Raw genomic sequence first — 14,647 nt, 5'->3', positions numbered from 1 at the left:
CCGTCTGTCCGCTCTGGACCGTCGGGCGGGCCCTTGACCCCGGACTGCGGCGCGGTGCCGGGCCTACGCATCGGCCACGACCTCCTGCGCGGTGACCGACTGCTGCTCGCCCTGGCCGCACTCCTGTCCCTCGCCTCGGTCGCCGCCAGTCTCGCGGTGCCGTGGCTGGCCATGGGGGTGACACACGCCCTCACCCGGCACCAGGCGGTCGCCCGACCTGTCGCGGGCATGAGCGTCGCCGTCCTGGGGGCAGCCGGACTGCAGGCCCTGAGCGGGTGGCTGCTGGCGGGCGTGGGCGAGCGCGCCGTGCTGCGTCTGCGCCGCCGCGCAGTGGGTCATCTGCTGCGACTGCCTGTGCGCGCCGTACGCGAGGAGGGCACTGGCAGCCTCACCGCCAGGGTCACCTCGGACGCCGCACTCCTGCGTCTGCTCATCGAAACCGGACTCGTCCACCTGCCCGTGGCGCTCATCGCCACGGCAGCCACGCTCGCCGCCATGATCGTCATCGATCCGGTCCTCACCCTGGTGGCCGTCAGCTCCTTGGGGCTGGCCGGTGTCTGCATCGCCCTGATGACAACCCGGATGAAACACCTCGCAGCCGCCCAGCAACGTGCCTTGGGGCACCTCGCCCAGAGCCTCACCGCTCACCTCACCGCGCTCGTGACCGTCAAGGCCTGTCGCTACGAGAGGGAGGCTGAACGCAGACTCGGGCACGCCGCGGACGCCGTCCGTTCGGCATGTCTGCCCACCTCCCGCCTGCAGTGCCTCATCGGCCCGGTCGTCAGCCTGAGCCAGCAGGTCGCCGTCTTGACCGTCGCCCTGGCCGCAGGGCAGCGAATGACGCAGGGGGAGTTGTCGCTGGCCACCTTCAGTGGCTTCTTCCTCTTCCTGCTCCACCTCACGTCGCCCCTGACCGTCGCCGCCCTCGGCCTCGGCCACCTGCAAATGGGACGCATCGCACACGACCGCTTCCGGCGCCTCCTGACCCTCCCCGCGGAGCCGGCACAGGACGTCACGGCATCCCGCGCCCAGTCCCTCGTCGACCCCGACGCGCAGGCCGTGACCTTCCGCGGTGTCACTTTCGCTCTTCCTCACGGCAAGGCTGTCCTGGACCATGTGAGTTTCCACGTCCCGGCGACCGGCCTCACCGCTCTTGTCGGCTCCTCGGGCGTGGGAAAGTCCACCGTACTCACCTTGATCAACCGTCTCGCACTGGCCGACCACGGGGAGATCCGCATCCTGGGGAGGTCTGTCGGCGACTGGCCTCTCGGCGAATTGCGGCGGCGCGTCACCTACGTCGACCAGCAATCGACCCTTATCGAAGGCACCGTCCGCGAGAACCTCTGCCTTGGCCTCGAGAAACCGCCGGGCGACGAGGAACTGCTGGAAAAACTGGAGAAGGTGGGGCTGCGGCAGACAGTCCTGCGGCTTCCCCGAGCCCTCGATACGTCTCTGGGTCGCCTCCAGGATGTGTCAGGCGGGCAGCGTCAGCGCCTCGCCCTGGCGCGCGGCCTTCTCACGGACAGTGACATCGTCCTCCTCGACGAGCCGAGCTCGCACCTGGATGGCATCAGCGACCGCCTCGTCGTTCGAGCCCTCGACGAGTTGGCGGCCACCCGCTGCGTCATCGTCGCCAGCCACCGAATGTCCACCGTCCGCAGGGCCCGGCACATCGTCCTGCTCACAGAGGACGGGTCAGCGGTCTCCGGCAGCCATGAGACCCTCCTCGCCCGCAGCAGCCACTACAGAGAACTCACCGCCGAGCACACCGTGATCTCCGCAGGCCGCCCACCCGTCCCCATGCCGCCCACCGATTCTCCGGTCGCTTCGACTCCTGTTCCGCACCGCCCTTATCGACAGTAATTCCGGCAGCAACCCTCCAGTGCTCCCCGAGAGCCGTACAAGCCGGGCCATGCCCCCCCCGGGGGCGGTCCCGGTGACTCCCCCCCACAACGAGGACACGGTCCATGGCCAAGTACTCCCTGTTGAACAAAACCGTCTTCATCACCGGAGCCGCGGGCGGCATCGGTGCGGCCGGCGCGCGGGTCCTGCACGCCCGAGGCGCCAACCTGGTTCTCACGGGCCGCAACGCCACCGCACTCGCCGATCTAGCCCGCGAGCTGGGCGAGGAACGTGTGCTGCCCTTGCCCGTGGACGTCACCGACCGGGTATCCCTGCAGAACGCGATGGCCTGCACGGTCGACCGGTTCGGCGGGCTCGACGTCGTCTTCGCCAACGCGGCGATCGGCCCGGAACTGCCCGCCACCATCGCCACCATCGACCCGGAGTTGTTCGAGCGCATCATCGAGGTGAACCTCCTGGGCGTGTGGCGCACAGTGCGCGAGGCGCTCCCGCACATCATCGCCGGCCGCGGCCACGTCTTGATCACCTCGTCCACATACGCGTACATCAACGGCGCCGTGAACGCCCCCTACGCGGCGTCCAAGGCCGCGATCGAGCAGTTCGCCCGAGCCCTTCGCGTCGAGTTGGCCATGCACGGAGCCACGGCCGGCGTCCTCTGTCCGGGGTGGGTGCGGACTCCGATGAGCCGAGCGGCGCTCGGCGGACACGAACTCACGACCCGGATGCGCGAGGTGGCCTTCCCCGGCCCCCTCGCGGCCTCCGTCTCCCCGGAGGCAGTCGCGTACCGAGCGGTTCGCGGGATCGAGCGACGCGCGACGCGCACCACTGTGCCGCGCCGCTGGCAACCCGTCGGGATCTTGCGCGGCATCGTCAATCCGCTCTCCGACCACCTCTTGTCCCGGCACACCAAGCTCCAACCGCTCCTGAGGGTTCTCGAAGACACAGCGCGCAACGGAGGTGCGCCCCACGCTCAGTCCTCTGTGGAGCCCGCGCTCCCCTGAACGGGAGCAGGGCGAAGGACCCAGCCGCGCACGGTCCACCGCATAAGCGAGTACCGGCCAGAAATATATTTCGGATGAGTTTGTGTACGGAAAACAGGGGATTGCTCTCTCGGGCGAATATCGATGGATATTACACTCCCCGTTTACCGCATATATCGAAAATTGAGTGTCTTATGGAGGTGGGCCGGTATCCAGTCCAGCTCCCTCAGTGGCATGCGGCATGAGAACTCCAGGGAACAACTGTTCCTGGGCGATTTCGCATCAGTTCGCTGCAGCGCCCCGCTTCACCCGATCCAGAGGAAACACCCTCATGAACAGGAAACAGACCGCAGCCCTCCTCGCCCTGCCGACGCTCTTCGCCGGCGCGACGCTCTTCGTCGGTACTCCGGCGGGTGCTTCCGCTCTCGCCTGCACCGCGGGCACCGCCGGCATCGCCGGCGCCAACGGCACCACCGTCCACCCCAACGGCTATCCCGGAACAGCGGGTGGACCCGCGACCGGGACCGGGGACTGCGCCGGCGGCGCCGGGGGACCTGGCGGCAACGGAGTCCTGAACGGGGTCGGCGGTGCGGGCGGCAATGGCGGCGCCGGCCTGGGCGGCGGTTCCGGCGGTGCGGGCGCTGTCGGCGGCAACGCCGGTTCCAACGGCGCCGCGGGCGGCAACGGCGGCACCGGTGCCACCGGCGGCCTGACCGGTTCCGGCGGTGCGGGCGGAGCCGGCGGCATGGGCACCCACACCGGTGCGGGCGGCCTCGGTGGCCCCGGTGGCGCTTCCGGCGCCAACGCCGGCGTAGGTGGCCGCGGTGGCCTCGGCGGCGTCGGCGGGTCGGACGGTGGTCTGGGCGGCAACGCGGGCAACGGCGGCATCGGCCACGGCGGTGGCGGGGGCGGCAACGGCGGTGCCGGCGGCATCAACGGTTTCGGCAACGGCGGTAAGGGCGGTCAGGCCGGCAACGGCGGCAACGGCAGCCTCGGCGGCGCCTACCCGGGCGGTGCCGCGGGCATCGGCGGTGCCGGTGGCCTGAGCTCCGGAGGCGTCAACAACTTCGGCGGCAAGGGCGGCAACGGCGGTAACGGCGGCGCCAAGTCGGGCGCCAGCAGTGACGGTGCCTGTGGGATCGGCGGCGCCGGCGGCAACGCCACCGGGGGCTACCTCTTCCACGGCGGCGCCGGCGGCCTCGGTGGGACCTTCGGCTCCGGCAGTCCCTGCGCGAACGGGGCCAACGGAACACCGTGATCCACCTTGCCGGGGGCCCCACACGATCCTTGTGCGGGGCCCCCGGTGCGGCCCCACGATGGGTCGGGCGGCCGGGGCGCCGAGCACAGGGGCGGACGGGCCTGCTCACGCAGGCCAACTCCGCCTGCTGAACCCCCTCGTACCAGTCAGTTCCACCGCGCCCCGCCGGACAACTCTCCCGGCGGGGCGCGGCCGTCGGCATGTCTTACGGTTTCCGGAAGGCGCCCGGAGTTTCCGGGCGGACAGCTACGGAGGTGGGGCCGGTGGCCGGGGAAGGCGCTCAGCGCAAGGCGGGCACACGCAGTCCGGACGGGGCGGCGAAGGTGACGATCGCCGAGATCGCGCGGGAGGCGGGGGTGTCCGTGCCGACCGTCTCGCGCGTCGTCAACGGGCGCTCGGACGTCTCGTCCGCGACCCGCGCCCGCATCGAGGACCTGCTGCACCGGCACGGCTACCGGCGGCGCCCGGCCGCGCCCGGAGCCCGGGCGGCCCTGCTCGACCTGGTCTTCAACGACCTGGACAGCCCCTGGGCCGTCGAGATCATCCGGGGTGTGGAGGAGGTCGCGCACGAGGCGGGTGTCGGCACGGTCGTCTCCGCGATCCACGACCGGGCGGGCGCCGCACGGCAGTGGATGACCAATCTCCGGGCCCGCGCCTCCGACGGGGTGATTCTCGTGACGTCGGTGCTCGCGCCGGGGCACCACGACGAACTGCGCCGTCTGGGCGTGCCGTTGGTGGTGATCGACCCGGCGGGGTCCCCCGTCGGCGAGGCCCCGACCATCGGCGCCACGAACTGGGCGGGCGGCATGGCGGCGACCGAGCATGTGCTCCAGCTCGGACACCGGCGCGTCGGGTTCATCCAGGGCCCGCCGCGGCTGCTGTGCTCACGCGCGCGGCTCGACGGCTACCGGGCCGCGCTCGACGTGGCCGGGGTGGCCGTCGACGACGGGCTCGTGGTGCCCGGCGACTTCTACCACGAGTCCGGATTCACCGGCGCGGGGCGGCTGTTGGACCTCGGCGATCCACCGACCGCCATCTTCGCCGCGAGCGATCAGATGGCGCTCGGCGCCATCGAGGCGCTGCGCCGCCGCGGCCTTCGGGTGCCGCAGGACATGAGCGTCGTCGGCTTCGACGACCTGCCGGAGGTGCGCTGGTCCTCGCCACCCCTCACGACGGTCCGGCAACCTCTGTCGGACATGGGCAAGTTGGCGGCGCGGATGCTGCTCGACCTGGCGCGCGGCATCGAACCGGCGTCGCCGCGGGTGGAGCTGGCGACCGAGCTGGTGGTCCGCGCGAGCACCGCCCCGCCGCGCAGCACATAACGGACCACCGCTCCCAGGGGGCGTCAACGGCTGTTTTCGTCAGGGCCGTTGACGCCCCCGACGTATGCCCGTAACTTCCATGGCCATCTCGATAATTCTCGGAACTCTTCCGGAAGGTGCGCCATGCCAGCCTTCGACCGAGCCGCCACGTCCGCGTCCGGCGCCGTGTCCCCAGCTCTCTCCCGCCGCCGGTTCATGGGGGCCGCGTCGCTTGCGGGACTGGGTGCGGCGGGCCTCTGCGCCTGCTCGGACGGTGGCTCCACGACCACGGACAGCCAGGGCCGCACCGTCGTGGAGTGGTGGAACATCCAGACCACGGAGCCGTCGAAGACCGTCTGGCCCGAGCGGGCCAAGGCGTTCGAGGCCGAGCATCCCGATATCCGGGTCAAGCTCGTCACCATGGAGAACGACGCCTACAAGTCGAAGATGACGGCGTTGACCAGTTCCGGAAAACTGCCGGACATCTATCACACCTGGGGCGGTGGTGTGCTGGAGCAGCAGGTCGACGCGGGCCTCGTCGAGGACCTGACCCCCTCGATCCGGCCCTGGGCGGACACCCTCCTGTCGGCTTCGCTGGAGCCGTACCGGATCGGCGGCAAGACGTACGCCGTGCCCTTCGAGATCGGGGCGGTGGGCTTCTGGTACAACAAGGCGCTGTTCGCCAGGGCCGGCATCAAGGCGCCACCCGCCACCTGGGCCGACTATCTCGACGCCGTCGAGAAGCTGAAGAAGGCCGGTATCACCCCCATCGCCCTCGCGGGCAAGGAGAAGTGGCCCGGCATGTACTACTGGGCGTACCTGTCCCTGCGGATCGCCGGCGTCGACGGCATGCGGAAAGCCGCTGCCGCCGAGGACTTCACCGGCGGCGACTTCGTCAAGGCGGGTGAGCACCTCAGGGAACTCGTCGCGCTCCAGCCGTTCCAGAAGGGCCACCTCGGGGCCGCCTACTCCACGCCCAACGGCGAGGCGGCCACCATGGGCAACGGCAGGGCGGCGATGGAGCTGATGGGCCAGTGGGCGCCCGTCGCGCAGGCCGACGCGGGCAAGGGCATCGGCAAGGACCTCGGGTTCTTCCCGTTCCCCGAGGTCGCCGGCGGCAAGGGCGCCCGCACCGACGTCTTCGGCGGGGGAGGGGGCTACGCGGTACGCAAGGGGGCGCCCAAGGCGGCCGTCGACTTCCTGAAGTTCTTCATGACGGCCGAGTCCGACCGCGTCCTCGTGACGAAGGCCTCGATCATGCCCGTCGTCAAGGACGCGATGAGCGCCCTGACCGACCACAACCTCCGGCTCGTCTCCGAGACGGTCGACAAGGCGACCGGCTTCCAGCTCTACCTCGACCAGGCGTACCCGCCCGCCCTCGGCCAGGAGATCAACGATTCGGTGGCCGCCCTGATCGCCGGATCCAAGTCGCCCGAGCAGGCGTCCCGTTCGATCACCCAGGTCGCGAAGAGCCAGTGACCGACATGACCTCCACATCCGTGAAGGACCGCGCGCCCGCCGCCCCACCACGGTGGCCGGACACCAGGGCGCGCCGACCGCCGGCCCGGCGGGCCGCCGACTGGCTGGCCGCCTTCTGCTTCACCCTGCCTGCCCTGCTCCTGTTCGGCGCGCTGGTGCTCGCCCCGATCCTGTACGCCCTCTACGTCAGCTTCTTCAACTGGGGTGGTTTCGGGTCCCCTTCGGACTACGTCGGCCTGGACAACTACCGCCGGCTCAGCCACGACCCGGTCTTCCTCGGCGACCTGTGGCGCGGCCTGCTGCTCGTGCTGTTCTCGGTGTGCGTACAACTGCCGTTCGCCCTCGGCATGGCCGTCTTGCTCAACCAGAAACTGCGTGGCAGGGCCCTGTACCGGACCCTGTTCTTCGCCCCCTACGTCCTGTCCGAGGTCATCACCGGCGTCCTCTTCTCCATGATCTTCGCGCCGGACGACGGGCTCGCCGACAAGGTGCTCGGCCCGGTCGGCCTCGACGGCCTCGGCGGGCTGTGGTTCGCCGACCAGGACCACGTGCTGGCGACCCTGTTCCTCGTCATGACCTGGAAGTACTTCGGCTTCCACATGATGCTGTACCTGGCCGGACTCCAGCAGATCCCCGCCGAACTGCACGAGGCGGCCCGCATCGACGGCGCGAGCCCCTGGCAGCGCTTCCGGCACATCACCCTGCCGCTGCTCGGACCGACCGTCCGCATCAGCGTCTTCCTGTCCGTGATCGGCGCCGTCCAGCTCTTCGACCTGGTGTGGGTTCTCACGCAGGGCGGCCCCGACCACCACTCCGAGACCCTGGCCGTGACCATGTTCCAGTTCGGCTTCAAGCGCTACCAGATCGGCTACGCCAGCGCGATCAGCATCGCCATGTTCCTCATCAGCCTTGCCTTCGCCCTGGTCTACCAGCGCTCCGTGCTGCGCCGCGACACCCAAGGAGCCCTCACCACCATGCGAGCCCCCCGATGAGCGCGGGCGCGCGCCGCAAGCTGCGCTCCGCGCCGTTGTACGTGCTGCTGTGGATGGTCGGCGCGGTCATGGTCACGCCACTGCTGTACGCGTTCGTGTCCGGCTTCAAGTCCACCGACCAGCTCTCCCGAAACACGTTCGGCCTGCCCTCGCCGTGGGTGACGTCCAACTACACCGACATACTCGCCTCCGGCTCGTTCTGGCGCATGCTGGGCGCCTCCACGCTGATCGCCGTCGGCACGACCGTGCTGACGGTGGGCGCCGCGGCCCTCGCCGCCTTCGCGCTCGCCCGTTTCGCCTTCCGCGGGCGGGAGTTGTTGTTCACTCTCTTCACCGTGGGGCTGATGTTCCCGTTCGCCGTGGCGATCCTGCCCTTGTTCGTCCTGCTGCGGACGTTCGGTCTGCTCGACAACCCCTGGGGCGTGATCCTGCCGCAGGCCGCGTTCGGCCTGCCCATGACCATCGTCATCCTGCGCGGATTCTTCCGGGAGATCCCCGGCGAACTGGAGGAGGCCGCGACCCTCGACGGCTGCTCGGCGTTCGGCTTCTTCTGGCGGATCCTGCTGCCCATGGCGCGGCCCGCGCTCGGCACCGTCTCCATCCTCGCCATCGTCGGCAGCTGGAACAACTTCCTGCTCCCGCTCCTGGTGTTCAGTGAGCAGACCTGGTGGACGATCCCCATCGGCGTCCAACAGTTCCAGGGTCAGTACGGCGCCGACATCGCCCGCGTCTTCGCCTATCTCGTCCTCGCCATGGTGCCCGCCCTCGCTTTCTACGCCGTCGCCGAACGCCAGTTGATCGGGGGCATCACCACGGGCGCCACCAAGGGCTGAGCGCCCAGGCGCCAATGCCTCCGTCCGAGACCGCACTTGAGGAGTCCCATGGTCGAGCCCTGGCAGGACACCACTCTGCCCGCACCCGTCCGGGCGGCGGACCTGCTTGCCCGGATGACCGCCGAGGAGAAGACCGCCCAGCTGTCCAGCGTATGGATCGGCGCCGAGCACGCCGACGACGCGGCCAGTGACGTCGCCCCCGGCCAGCACACCTATGCGGCCCGCAGCGCCGCTCTCGACGCCCTGCTGCCGCATGGCCTCGGCCATCTCACCCGGCCCTTCGGCACCGTGCCCGTCGAACCCGCCGAAGGCGTCACCCGCCTCGCCGAACTCCAGCGCGTTATCCGCGCCGGAAACCGTTTCGCCCTGCCCGCGATCGCCCACGAGGAGTGCCTGACCGGGTTCACCGCCTGGCGGGCCACCGTCTTCCCCACCCCGCTGGCCTGGGGCGCCACCTTCGACCCCGCGCTGATCACCGAGATGGCGCGGGGCATCGGCGCGTCGATGCGCTCCGTCGGCGTCCACCAGGGGCTCGCCCCGGTCCTGGACGTCGTACGGGACCCACGCTGGGGCCGGACGGAGGAGGCGATCGGTGAGGATCCGCACCTCGTCGGCACCATCGGCACCGCGTATGTGCGGGGCCTGGAGTCGGCCGGGATCGTCGCCACGCTCAAGCACTTCGCCGGATACGCGGCCTCGCGCGGCGCCCGCAACCACGCGCCCGCCTCGCTCGGTCCGAGGGAGCTCGCGGACGTGGTCCTGCCGCCGTTCGAGATGGCGGTACGCGACGGCGGCGCCCGCTCCGTGATGCCCGCCTACAACGACGTCGACGGCCTGCCCGCTCATGCCCACACCGAGCTGCTCACCCAAATTCTGCGCGAGCAATGGCAGTTCACGGGCACCGTGGTCTCGGACTACTACGGCGTCTCCCTCCTCGAAGAGGCGCACCGGATCGCCGACGGGGAGCGCCACGCCGCACGGCTCGCCCTCGCCGCCGGCGTCGACGTGGAGCTGCCGGCGGCCCGCTGCTTCGACCCCGCGGACCCGCCCCCCGAGGACCTGCTCGACCGGGCCGCGTTGCGCGTCCTGACACAGAAGTGCGAGCTGGGGCTGCTCGACCCCGACCCCGAGCCCGTCAGGGACGCGGCGCCCGTCGACCTGAACCCCCCGCACCTGCGGGAGGTGGCCCGGAAGGTGGCGGAGGAGTCGGTCGTCCTGCTCGCCAACGACTCCGGGACGCTGCCGCTGGGAGACGGGCTGCGCGTCGCCGTCGTCGGACCGCTCGCCGACGAGCAGGCCGCCATGCTCGGCTGCTACACGTTCCCCCGGCACGTGGGCGTGCACCATCCCGAACTGCCCATGGGCGTCGAGGTGCCGACGCTCGCCGAGGCGTTGCGTGTCGAGTTCCCGCACGCCGTGTTCGTCCATGATCCGGCAGTGGCCGACATCTGCCTGGCTGTGGTCGGGGACCGCTCGGGTCTGTTCGGGCGCGGCTCGTCGGGTGAGGGCTGTGACGCCGAGGACCTCCAACTGCCCTACGAGCAGGGACACCTGTTGGACGAGGCGATGGCCTGTGGCCCGCCGGTCGTCATCGTGATACTCGGCGGGAGACCGTACGCGCTCGGCCGCTGGGCCGAGAGGGCCGCCGCCGTGGTCCAGGCGTTCTTCCCCGGACAGGAAGGCGGCGGCGCTGTCGCGGGCGTCCTCTCCGGCCGTGTCGGCCCCTCCGGGCGCCTGCCCATCGGGGTGCCGCGCAATCCGGGGGGGCAGCCGGCGCCGTACCTCGCTCCTCCGCTCGGTCGGCATGGCTTCCCCAGCACCGTGGACCCGACGCCCCTGTACCCGTTCGGGCACGGCCTGTCGTACACCACGTTCAGCTGGGACCAACCGCTCTGCGACACCACGGAGTTCGCCACCGGCGGCGAGACCGTGCTGCGGCTGACCGTCCGCAACACCGGTGAGCGTCCCGGAACCGAAGTCGTGCAGCTCTATCTGCATGATCCGGTCGGCACCGTCGCCCGCCCCGAGGTCCGGCTCGTCGGCTACGTCCGGGTGCCGCTGGAGGCGGGAGCGTCGGCCGAGGTCCACGTCACGTTCCCCGCCGACCTCGCCGCGTACACCGGCGCCGACGGCCGGCGCGTCGTCGAACCCGGCGCCCTCGAACTGCACCTCGCCGCCTCCAGTGCCCATGTCCACCACACCGTGCCGCTCACCTTGACCGGGCCGGTACGCGAGGTGGGGCACGAGCGCCGGATGTGGTGCGAGACGCGCGTCAAGTAATCGGAAGGACGGCGTCTTGGAAGGGGAGACGGCGGCCCGAGGCGCGGAAGGCGACGTCTCGAGACGTTTCGTGTGCCGATCCGGAAGTATCGGAACGACGGGCGTTCCTGGTCCGCGTGGCGGCTCCCTGGAGTGGCCTGACCAGGCGCGGTACCCGTGACCTCCGGCCAACTACCCTGCGCGGAAAGCGGTTCTGGCTCAGCGAAAGTTTCGGAGTCGGCGTCGATTCTTACGAGAGGTATTGACGGCGTTCGGCGGCCCTCTATCATCCAGAATGCTCGATGAGCCGACCTTCGTTCGATATCTCGAACCCAGTAGCCGCACCACACGAACCGAGCAGGGCACCTCCGGGCCACTCGGCCATCCATGGCCGTCCGTAGAAGGAGAACCCCACCGATGCGCATGTCATGGACGCCTCAAAACCTGCTCGTCGGCATGCCTGGGCGGTCGCCACCGGCCTGACCGCCGGTGCCCTGCCGCCTCCCACAGCGGCCGCGGCCGACGCGTCCCCGACCGAAGTACCCATCCGCACCTGCCACTTCGCACCCGACCGTACGAGGAGAACCATGAATCCACTGAAGCGGTTCGGCCATCGCCGGGCCTCTGTGTCGTCCCTGGTTGCCGTGGCGGCCCTGGCGCTCACCGGGACCGCCGCCGCCGTGCCCGACGCGACGACCCAGGCATCCACCCTCGGCGCTCAAGCCGCCCAGTCCGGACGCTACTTCGGGGCCGCCGTGGCCGCCGGGAGGCTCGGGGACGGCACGTACACCGGCATCCTGGGTCGTGAGTTCAACAGTGTCACGCCGGAGAACGAGATGAAGTGGGACGCCACGGAGCCGTCCCGCGGGTCGTTCAACTTCGGTGCTGCCGACCAGATCGTCAACGGCGCCGGCTCGCACGGCCAGCGGGTGCGCGGCCACACGCTCGTCTGGCACTCCCAACTGCCCGGCTGGGTCGGCTCCATCAGGGACGCGAACACCCTGCGCGGCGTGATGAACAACCACATCACCACCGTGATGAACCGCTACAAGGGCCGGATCCACTCCTGGGACGTGGTCAACGAGGCCTTCGCCGACGGCCCCAGTGGCCAGCTCCGCAGCTCGGTCTTCCGGGACGTGCTCGGCGGCGGCTTCATCGAGCAGGCGTTCCGGACCGCCCGGTCCACCGACCCGGCGGCCAAGCTCTGCTACAACGACTACAACATCGAGAACTGGAACGACGCCAAGACCCAGGGTGTCTACCGCATGGTGCGCGACTTCAAGGCGCGGGGCGTACCCATCGACTGCGTGGGCCTCCAGTCCCACTTCGGCGCCGGGGGCCCGCCCGCCAGTTTCCAGACGACGCTGGCGAACTTCGCCGCCCTCGGCGTGGATGTCCAGATCACCGAACTGGACATCGCGCAGGCGTCACCGACCGCGTACGCGAACACGGTCAGGGCCTGCATGAACGTCGCGCGGTGCACCGGCATCACGGTTTGGGGCATCCGCGACAGCGACTCCTGGCGCAGTGGGGAGAACCCGCTGCTGTTTGACCGCAACGGCAACAAGAAGCCGGCGTACAACGCGGTGCTGACGACGCTGGGCGGCACCCCCGCCGCCACCCGCGGGGCCCGCGACCGGGTGGCGCGCACCCCGTAACTCCCGCACCTCCACGCGTCACCGCCGGACCGTGTCCGGCACCCCCAACGGGGGAGCGCCACTCATCGGACCCCACGCATGGGAGCGCTCCCCCGACCATCCGCCCCTCCTCGACACCCCATCAGAAAACCGAGGTACTCCCATGCGCCGCAGACTGCTCGCCCTGCTGGCAGCCCTCTCCTCCCTGCCGCTGGCGCTCACCGCCGCACCGGCCGCGCACGCGGCCGACCCGACGACCCTGACCAGCGGGTTCTACGTGGACCCCGACTCCAGCGCGAAGCGGTGGGTCGCCGCCAACCCCAACGACGGCCGCGCGCCCGCGATCAACGCGTCCCTCGCCAACACCCCGATGGCCCGCTGGTTCGGCTCCTGGAGCGGCCCCATCGGCACTGCCGCCGGCGCGTACGTGGGCGCCGCGGACGCCCGGGACAAGCTGCCCCTTCTCGTCGCGTACAACATCTACAACCGCGACTACTGCGGCGGGCACTCCGCGGGCGGAGCCACCTCGCCGTCCGCCTACGCGGACTGGATCGCCCAGTTCGCGGGCGGCATCGGCAGCCGCCCGGCCGTCGTCGTCCTCGAACCGGACTCCCTCGGGGACTACGACTGCATGACCCAGGCCCAGATCGACGAACGCGAGGGCATGCTCACCGGCGCGCTCGCCGAGTTCAGCCGCCGGGCGCCCCACGCCTGGGTCTACCTCGACGCGGGCAACCCGGCCTGGGCGAGCGCGTCGACCATGGCCCGGCGCCTCCACGAAGCCGGCCTCCGACAGGCCCACGGCTTCTCCCTCAACGTCTCCAACTACCTGACCACGGCCGAGAACACCGCGTACGGCAACGCCGTCAAGCGCGAACTCAGCACCCGGTACGGCTACACCAAGCCGTTCGTGGTGGACACCAGCCGCAACGGCAACGGCTCCAACGGCCAGTGGTGCAACCCCTCGGGCCGCCGCATCGGCACCCCCACCCAACTGGGCGGTGGCGCCGAGATGCTCCTGTGGATCAAGGCCCCGGGCGAGTCCGACGGCAACTGCGGCGTCGGAACCGGCTCCACGGCCGGACAGTTCCTCCCCGAGGTCGCCTACAAGATGATCTACGGCTACTGATCCGGGGACCCTTGTCCGAGAGTGAGCATCGCCTCGGCGATCTCACCGGCCGCCGCCCCGGGGATCGCGGTGGCGGCCTCTTCGAGGACCAGCAGCCGTGCCCCGGGGATCTCGCGCGCGATCGCCTCGCCGTTGCCGACGGGGAAGAACGGGTCGCGGCGGCCGTGGACGACGAGCGTGGGGAGGTCGATCCCGGGCAGGCGCTCGCGCCAGCGGGGGGGCGCAGTCGAGCCGGGAGAACACCATGCCCAGCTGGTTGGCCGTCTGGACCGGGGGCGTGGTGCCGGGCGTGCGGTCCCAGACGCGCGCGGCGATCTCGCGCGCGGCAGCGGGGTCGTCGCCCCGGATCTCCGCGCCGGCGGCGGCGAACTCCGCGACCTCCTCGCGGTCGGTCCAGTCGGGCTGCGGGCGGGCGAACAGCCGGCTCATCGTCGCCCGGTCATGGTCGGGGAGGTCGGCGTCGGGCGGGCCGGGGGCCACCGCGCGGGTGCCGACCAGCGTGAGCGCCGAGAACGCGGCCGGCTGGTCGAGCACGGCCACCTGCGCGACCATCCCCCCGACGCCGATCCCCGCGAGGTGCGCGGGCCGCCCGCCGAGCGCGCCGGCGAGGGCCGCCGCGTCGGCGGCGAGGTCGCGCAGGGTGTAGACGGGCGCCCGCGGGTCCGCGGTGGTCGACTCCCCGCTGTCGCGCAGGTCGTAGCGCACCACGCGGCGGCCGCCGGCGGCGAGGCGCTCGCACAGCGCGTCGGGCCAGGAGAGCATCGTCGTCCCGCCCGCGAGCAGGACGAGGGGCGCGTCGTCGTCACCGAACGATTCGATGCCGAGGGCGACCCCATTGGCGTGGACCGTGGTCATCGGGTCTCCGGGAGTACGTCGTCGTAGGGCGGCCGCGTCGCGCGGTCGAGGTCGGGCGCGG

10 protein-coding genes and 2 pseudogenes are annotated in these 14,647 nt (G+C 71.0%); 10 read left to right on the top strand and 2 right to left on the bottom strand.

The genetic code is table 11. The annotated features are described in order from the left end of the window. Nucleotides 1–33: 33 nt before the first annotated feature. From ACZ5GP_RS02830 to ACZ5GP_RS02785, 10 genes and pseudogenes are all read left to right on the top strand, one after another. Nucleotides 34–1,863, top strand: coding sequence for an ABC transporter ATP-binding protein (locus ACZ5GP_RS02830; protein ID WP_468749052.1), 1,830 nt, complete (start codon nucleotides 34–36; stop codon nucleotides 1,861–1,863). Between the two features lie 104 nt (nucleotides 1,864–1,967). Beyond that, nucleotides 1,968–2,864 (top strand): short-chain dehydrogenase/reductase, encoded by an 897-nt coding sequence (locus tag ACZ5GP_RS02825; RefSeq protein ID WP_468749051.1) that lies wholly within the window; start codon nucleotides 1,968–1,970, stop codon nucleotides 2,862–2,864. A gap of 310 nt (nucleotides 2,865–3,174) precedes the next feature. Beyond that, nucleotides 3,175–4,101: a hypothetical protein gene (locus ACZ5GP_RS02820; protein ID WP_468749050.1), complete on the top strand. Its 927-nt coding sequence runs from the start codon at nucleotides 3,175–3,177 to the stop codon at nucleotides 4,099–4,101. A 263-nt stretch (nucleotides 4,102–4,364) separates the two neighbouring features. Continuing rightward, nucleotides 4,365–5,423: a LacI family DNA-binding transcriptional regulator gene (locus tag ACZ5GP_RS02815; protein WP_468749049.1), complete on the top strand. Its 1,059-nt coding sequence runs from the start codon at nucleotides 4,365–4,367 to the stop codon at nucleotides 5,421–5,423. 123 nt (nucleotides 5,424–5,546) lie between these two features. Then, on the top strand, nucleotides 5,547–6,881 hold the full coding sequence (locus ACZ5GP_RS02810; RefSeq protein ID WP_468749048.1) for an extracellular solute-binding protein: 1,335 nt from the start codon (nucleotides 5,547–5,549) through the stop codon (nucleotides 6,879–6,881). 5 nt (nucleotides 6,882–6,886) lie between these two features. After that, entirely contained in the window at nucleotides 6,887–7,873 is a 987-nt protein-coding gene (locus ACZ5GP_RS02805; RefSeq protein ID WP_468749047.1) for a carbohydrate ABC transporter permease, read from the top strand. Next, nucleotides 7,870–8,706 (top strand): carbohydrate ABC transporter permease, encoded by an 837-nt coding sequence (locus ACZ5GP_RS02800; protein ID WP_468749046.1) that lies wholly within the window; start codon nucleotides 7,870–7,872, stop codon nucleotides 8,704–8,706. The genes ACZ5GP_RS02805 and ACZ5GP_RS02800 overlap by 4 nt, the downstream gene beginning before the upstream one ends. 48 nt (nucleotides 8,707–8,754) lie before the next feature. Further along, the gene (locus ACZ5GP_RS02795; protein ID WP_468749045.1) at nucleotides 8,755–10,986 is read left to right on the top strand and encodes a glycoside hydrolase family 3 N-terminal domain-containing protein; all 2,232 of its coding nucleotides are present in this window, start codon (nucleotides 8,755–8,757) and stop codon (nucleotides 10,984–10,986) included. Between the two features lie 566 nt (nucleotides 10,987–11,552). Next, a pseudogene (locus tag ACZ5GP_RS02790) lies at nucleotides 11,553–12,620 on the top strand (glycoside hydrolase family 10 protein); the annotation flags it as partial. Nucleotides 12,621–12,765: 145 nt separating this feature from the next. Continuing rightward, on the top strand, nucleotides 12,766–13,731 hold the full coding sequence (locus ACZ5GP_RS02785) for a glycoside hydrolase family 6 protein (protein ID WP_468749044.1): 966 nt from the start codon (nucleotides 12,766–12,768) through the stop codon (nucleotides 13,729–13,731). On the opposite strand, the gene ACZ5GP_RS02780 is transcribed toward ACZ5GP_RS02785, so the two are convergent. Continuing rightward, nucleotides 13,725–13,922 carry an alpha/beta fold hydrolase gene (locus tag ACZ5GP_RS02780; protein WP_468749078.1) on the bottom strand — a complete coding sequence of 66 codons (198 nt, stop codon included), beginning with the start codon at nucleotides 13,920–13,922 and terminating at the stop codon, nucleotides 13,725–13,727. The genes ACZ5GP_RS02785 and ACZ5GP_RS02780 overlap by 7 nt on opposite strands. Before the next feature lie 319 nt (nucleotides 13,923–14,241). Then, nucleotides 14,242–14,493 (bottom strand): annotated as a pseudogene (locus ACZ5GP_RS02775) (alpha/beta fold hydrolase); the annotation flags it as partial. Between the last annotated feature and the right edge of the window lie 154 nt (nucleotides 14,494–14,647).

This window comes from Streptomyces sp. NPDC031466, assembly GCF_055581265.1.
This window is presented reverse-complemented; position numbering and strand designations above follow the sequence as displayed.

Bases quoted from the DNA above. Each gene is read 5' to 3' on its own strand.
- ACZ5GP_RS02825 (WP_468749051.1), top strand. From the start codon at position 1,968: ATGGCCAAGTACTCCCTGTTGAACAAAACCGTCTTCATCACCGGAGCC.
- ACZ5GP_RS02820 (WP_468749050.1), top strand. From the start codon at position 3,175: ATGAACAGGAAACAGACCGCAGCCCTCCTCGCCCTGCCGACGCTCTTC.
- ACZ5GP_RS02810 (WP_468749048.1), top strand. From the start codon at position 5,547: ATGCCAGCCTTCGACCGAGCCGCCACGTCCGCGTCCGGCGCCGTGTCC.
- ACZ5GP_RS02805 (WP_468749047.1), top strand. From the start codon at position 6,887: ATGACCTCCACATCCGTGAAGGACCGCGCGCCCGCCGCCCCACCACGG.
- ACZ5GP_RS02800 (WP_468749046.1), top strand. From the start codon at position 7,870: ATGAGCGCGGGCGCGCGCCGCAAGCTGCGCTCCGCGCCGTTGTACGTG.
- ACZ5GP_RS02795 (WP_468749045.1), top strand. From the start codon at position 8,755: ATGGTCGAGCCCTGGCAGGACACCACTCTGCCCGCACCCGTCCGGGCG.
- ACZ5GP_RS02785 (WP_468749044.1), top strand. From the start codon at position 12,766: ATGCGCCGCAGACTGCTCGCCCTGCTGGCAGCCCTCTCCTCCCTGCCG.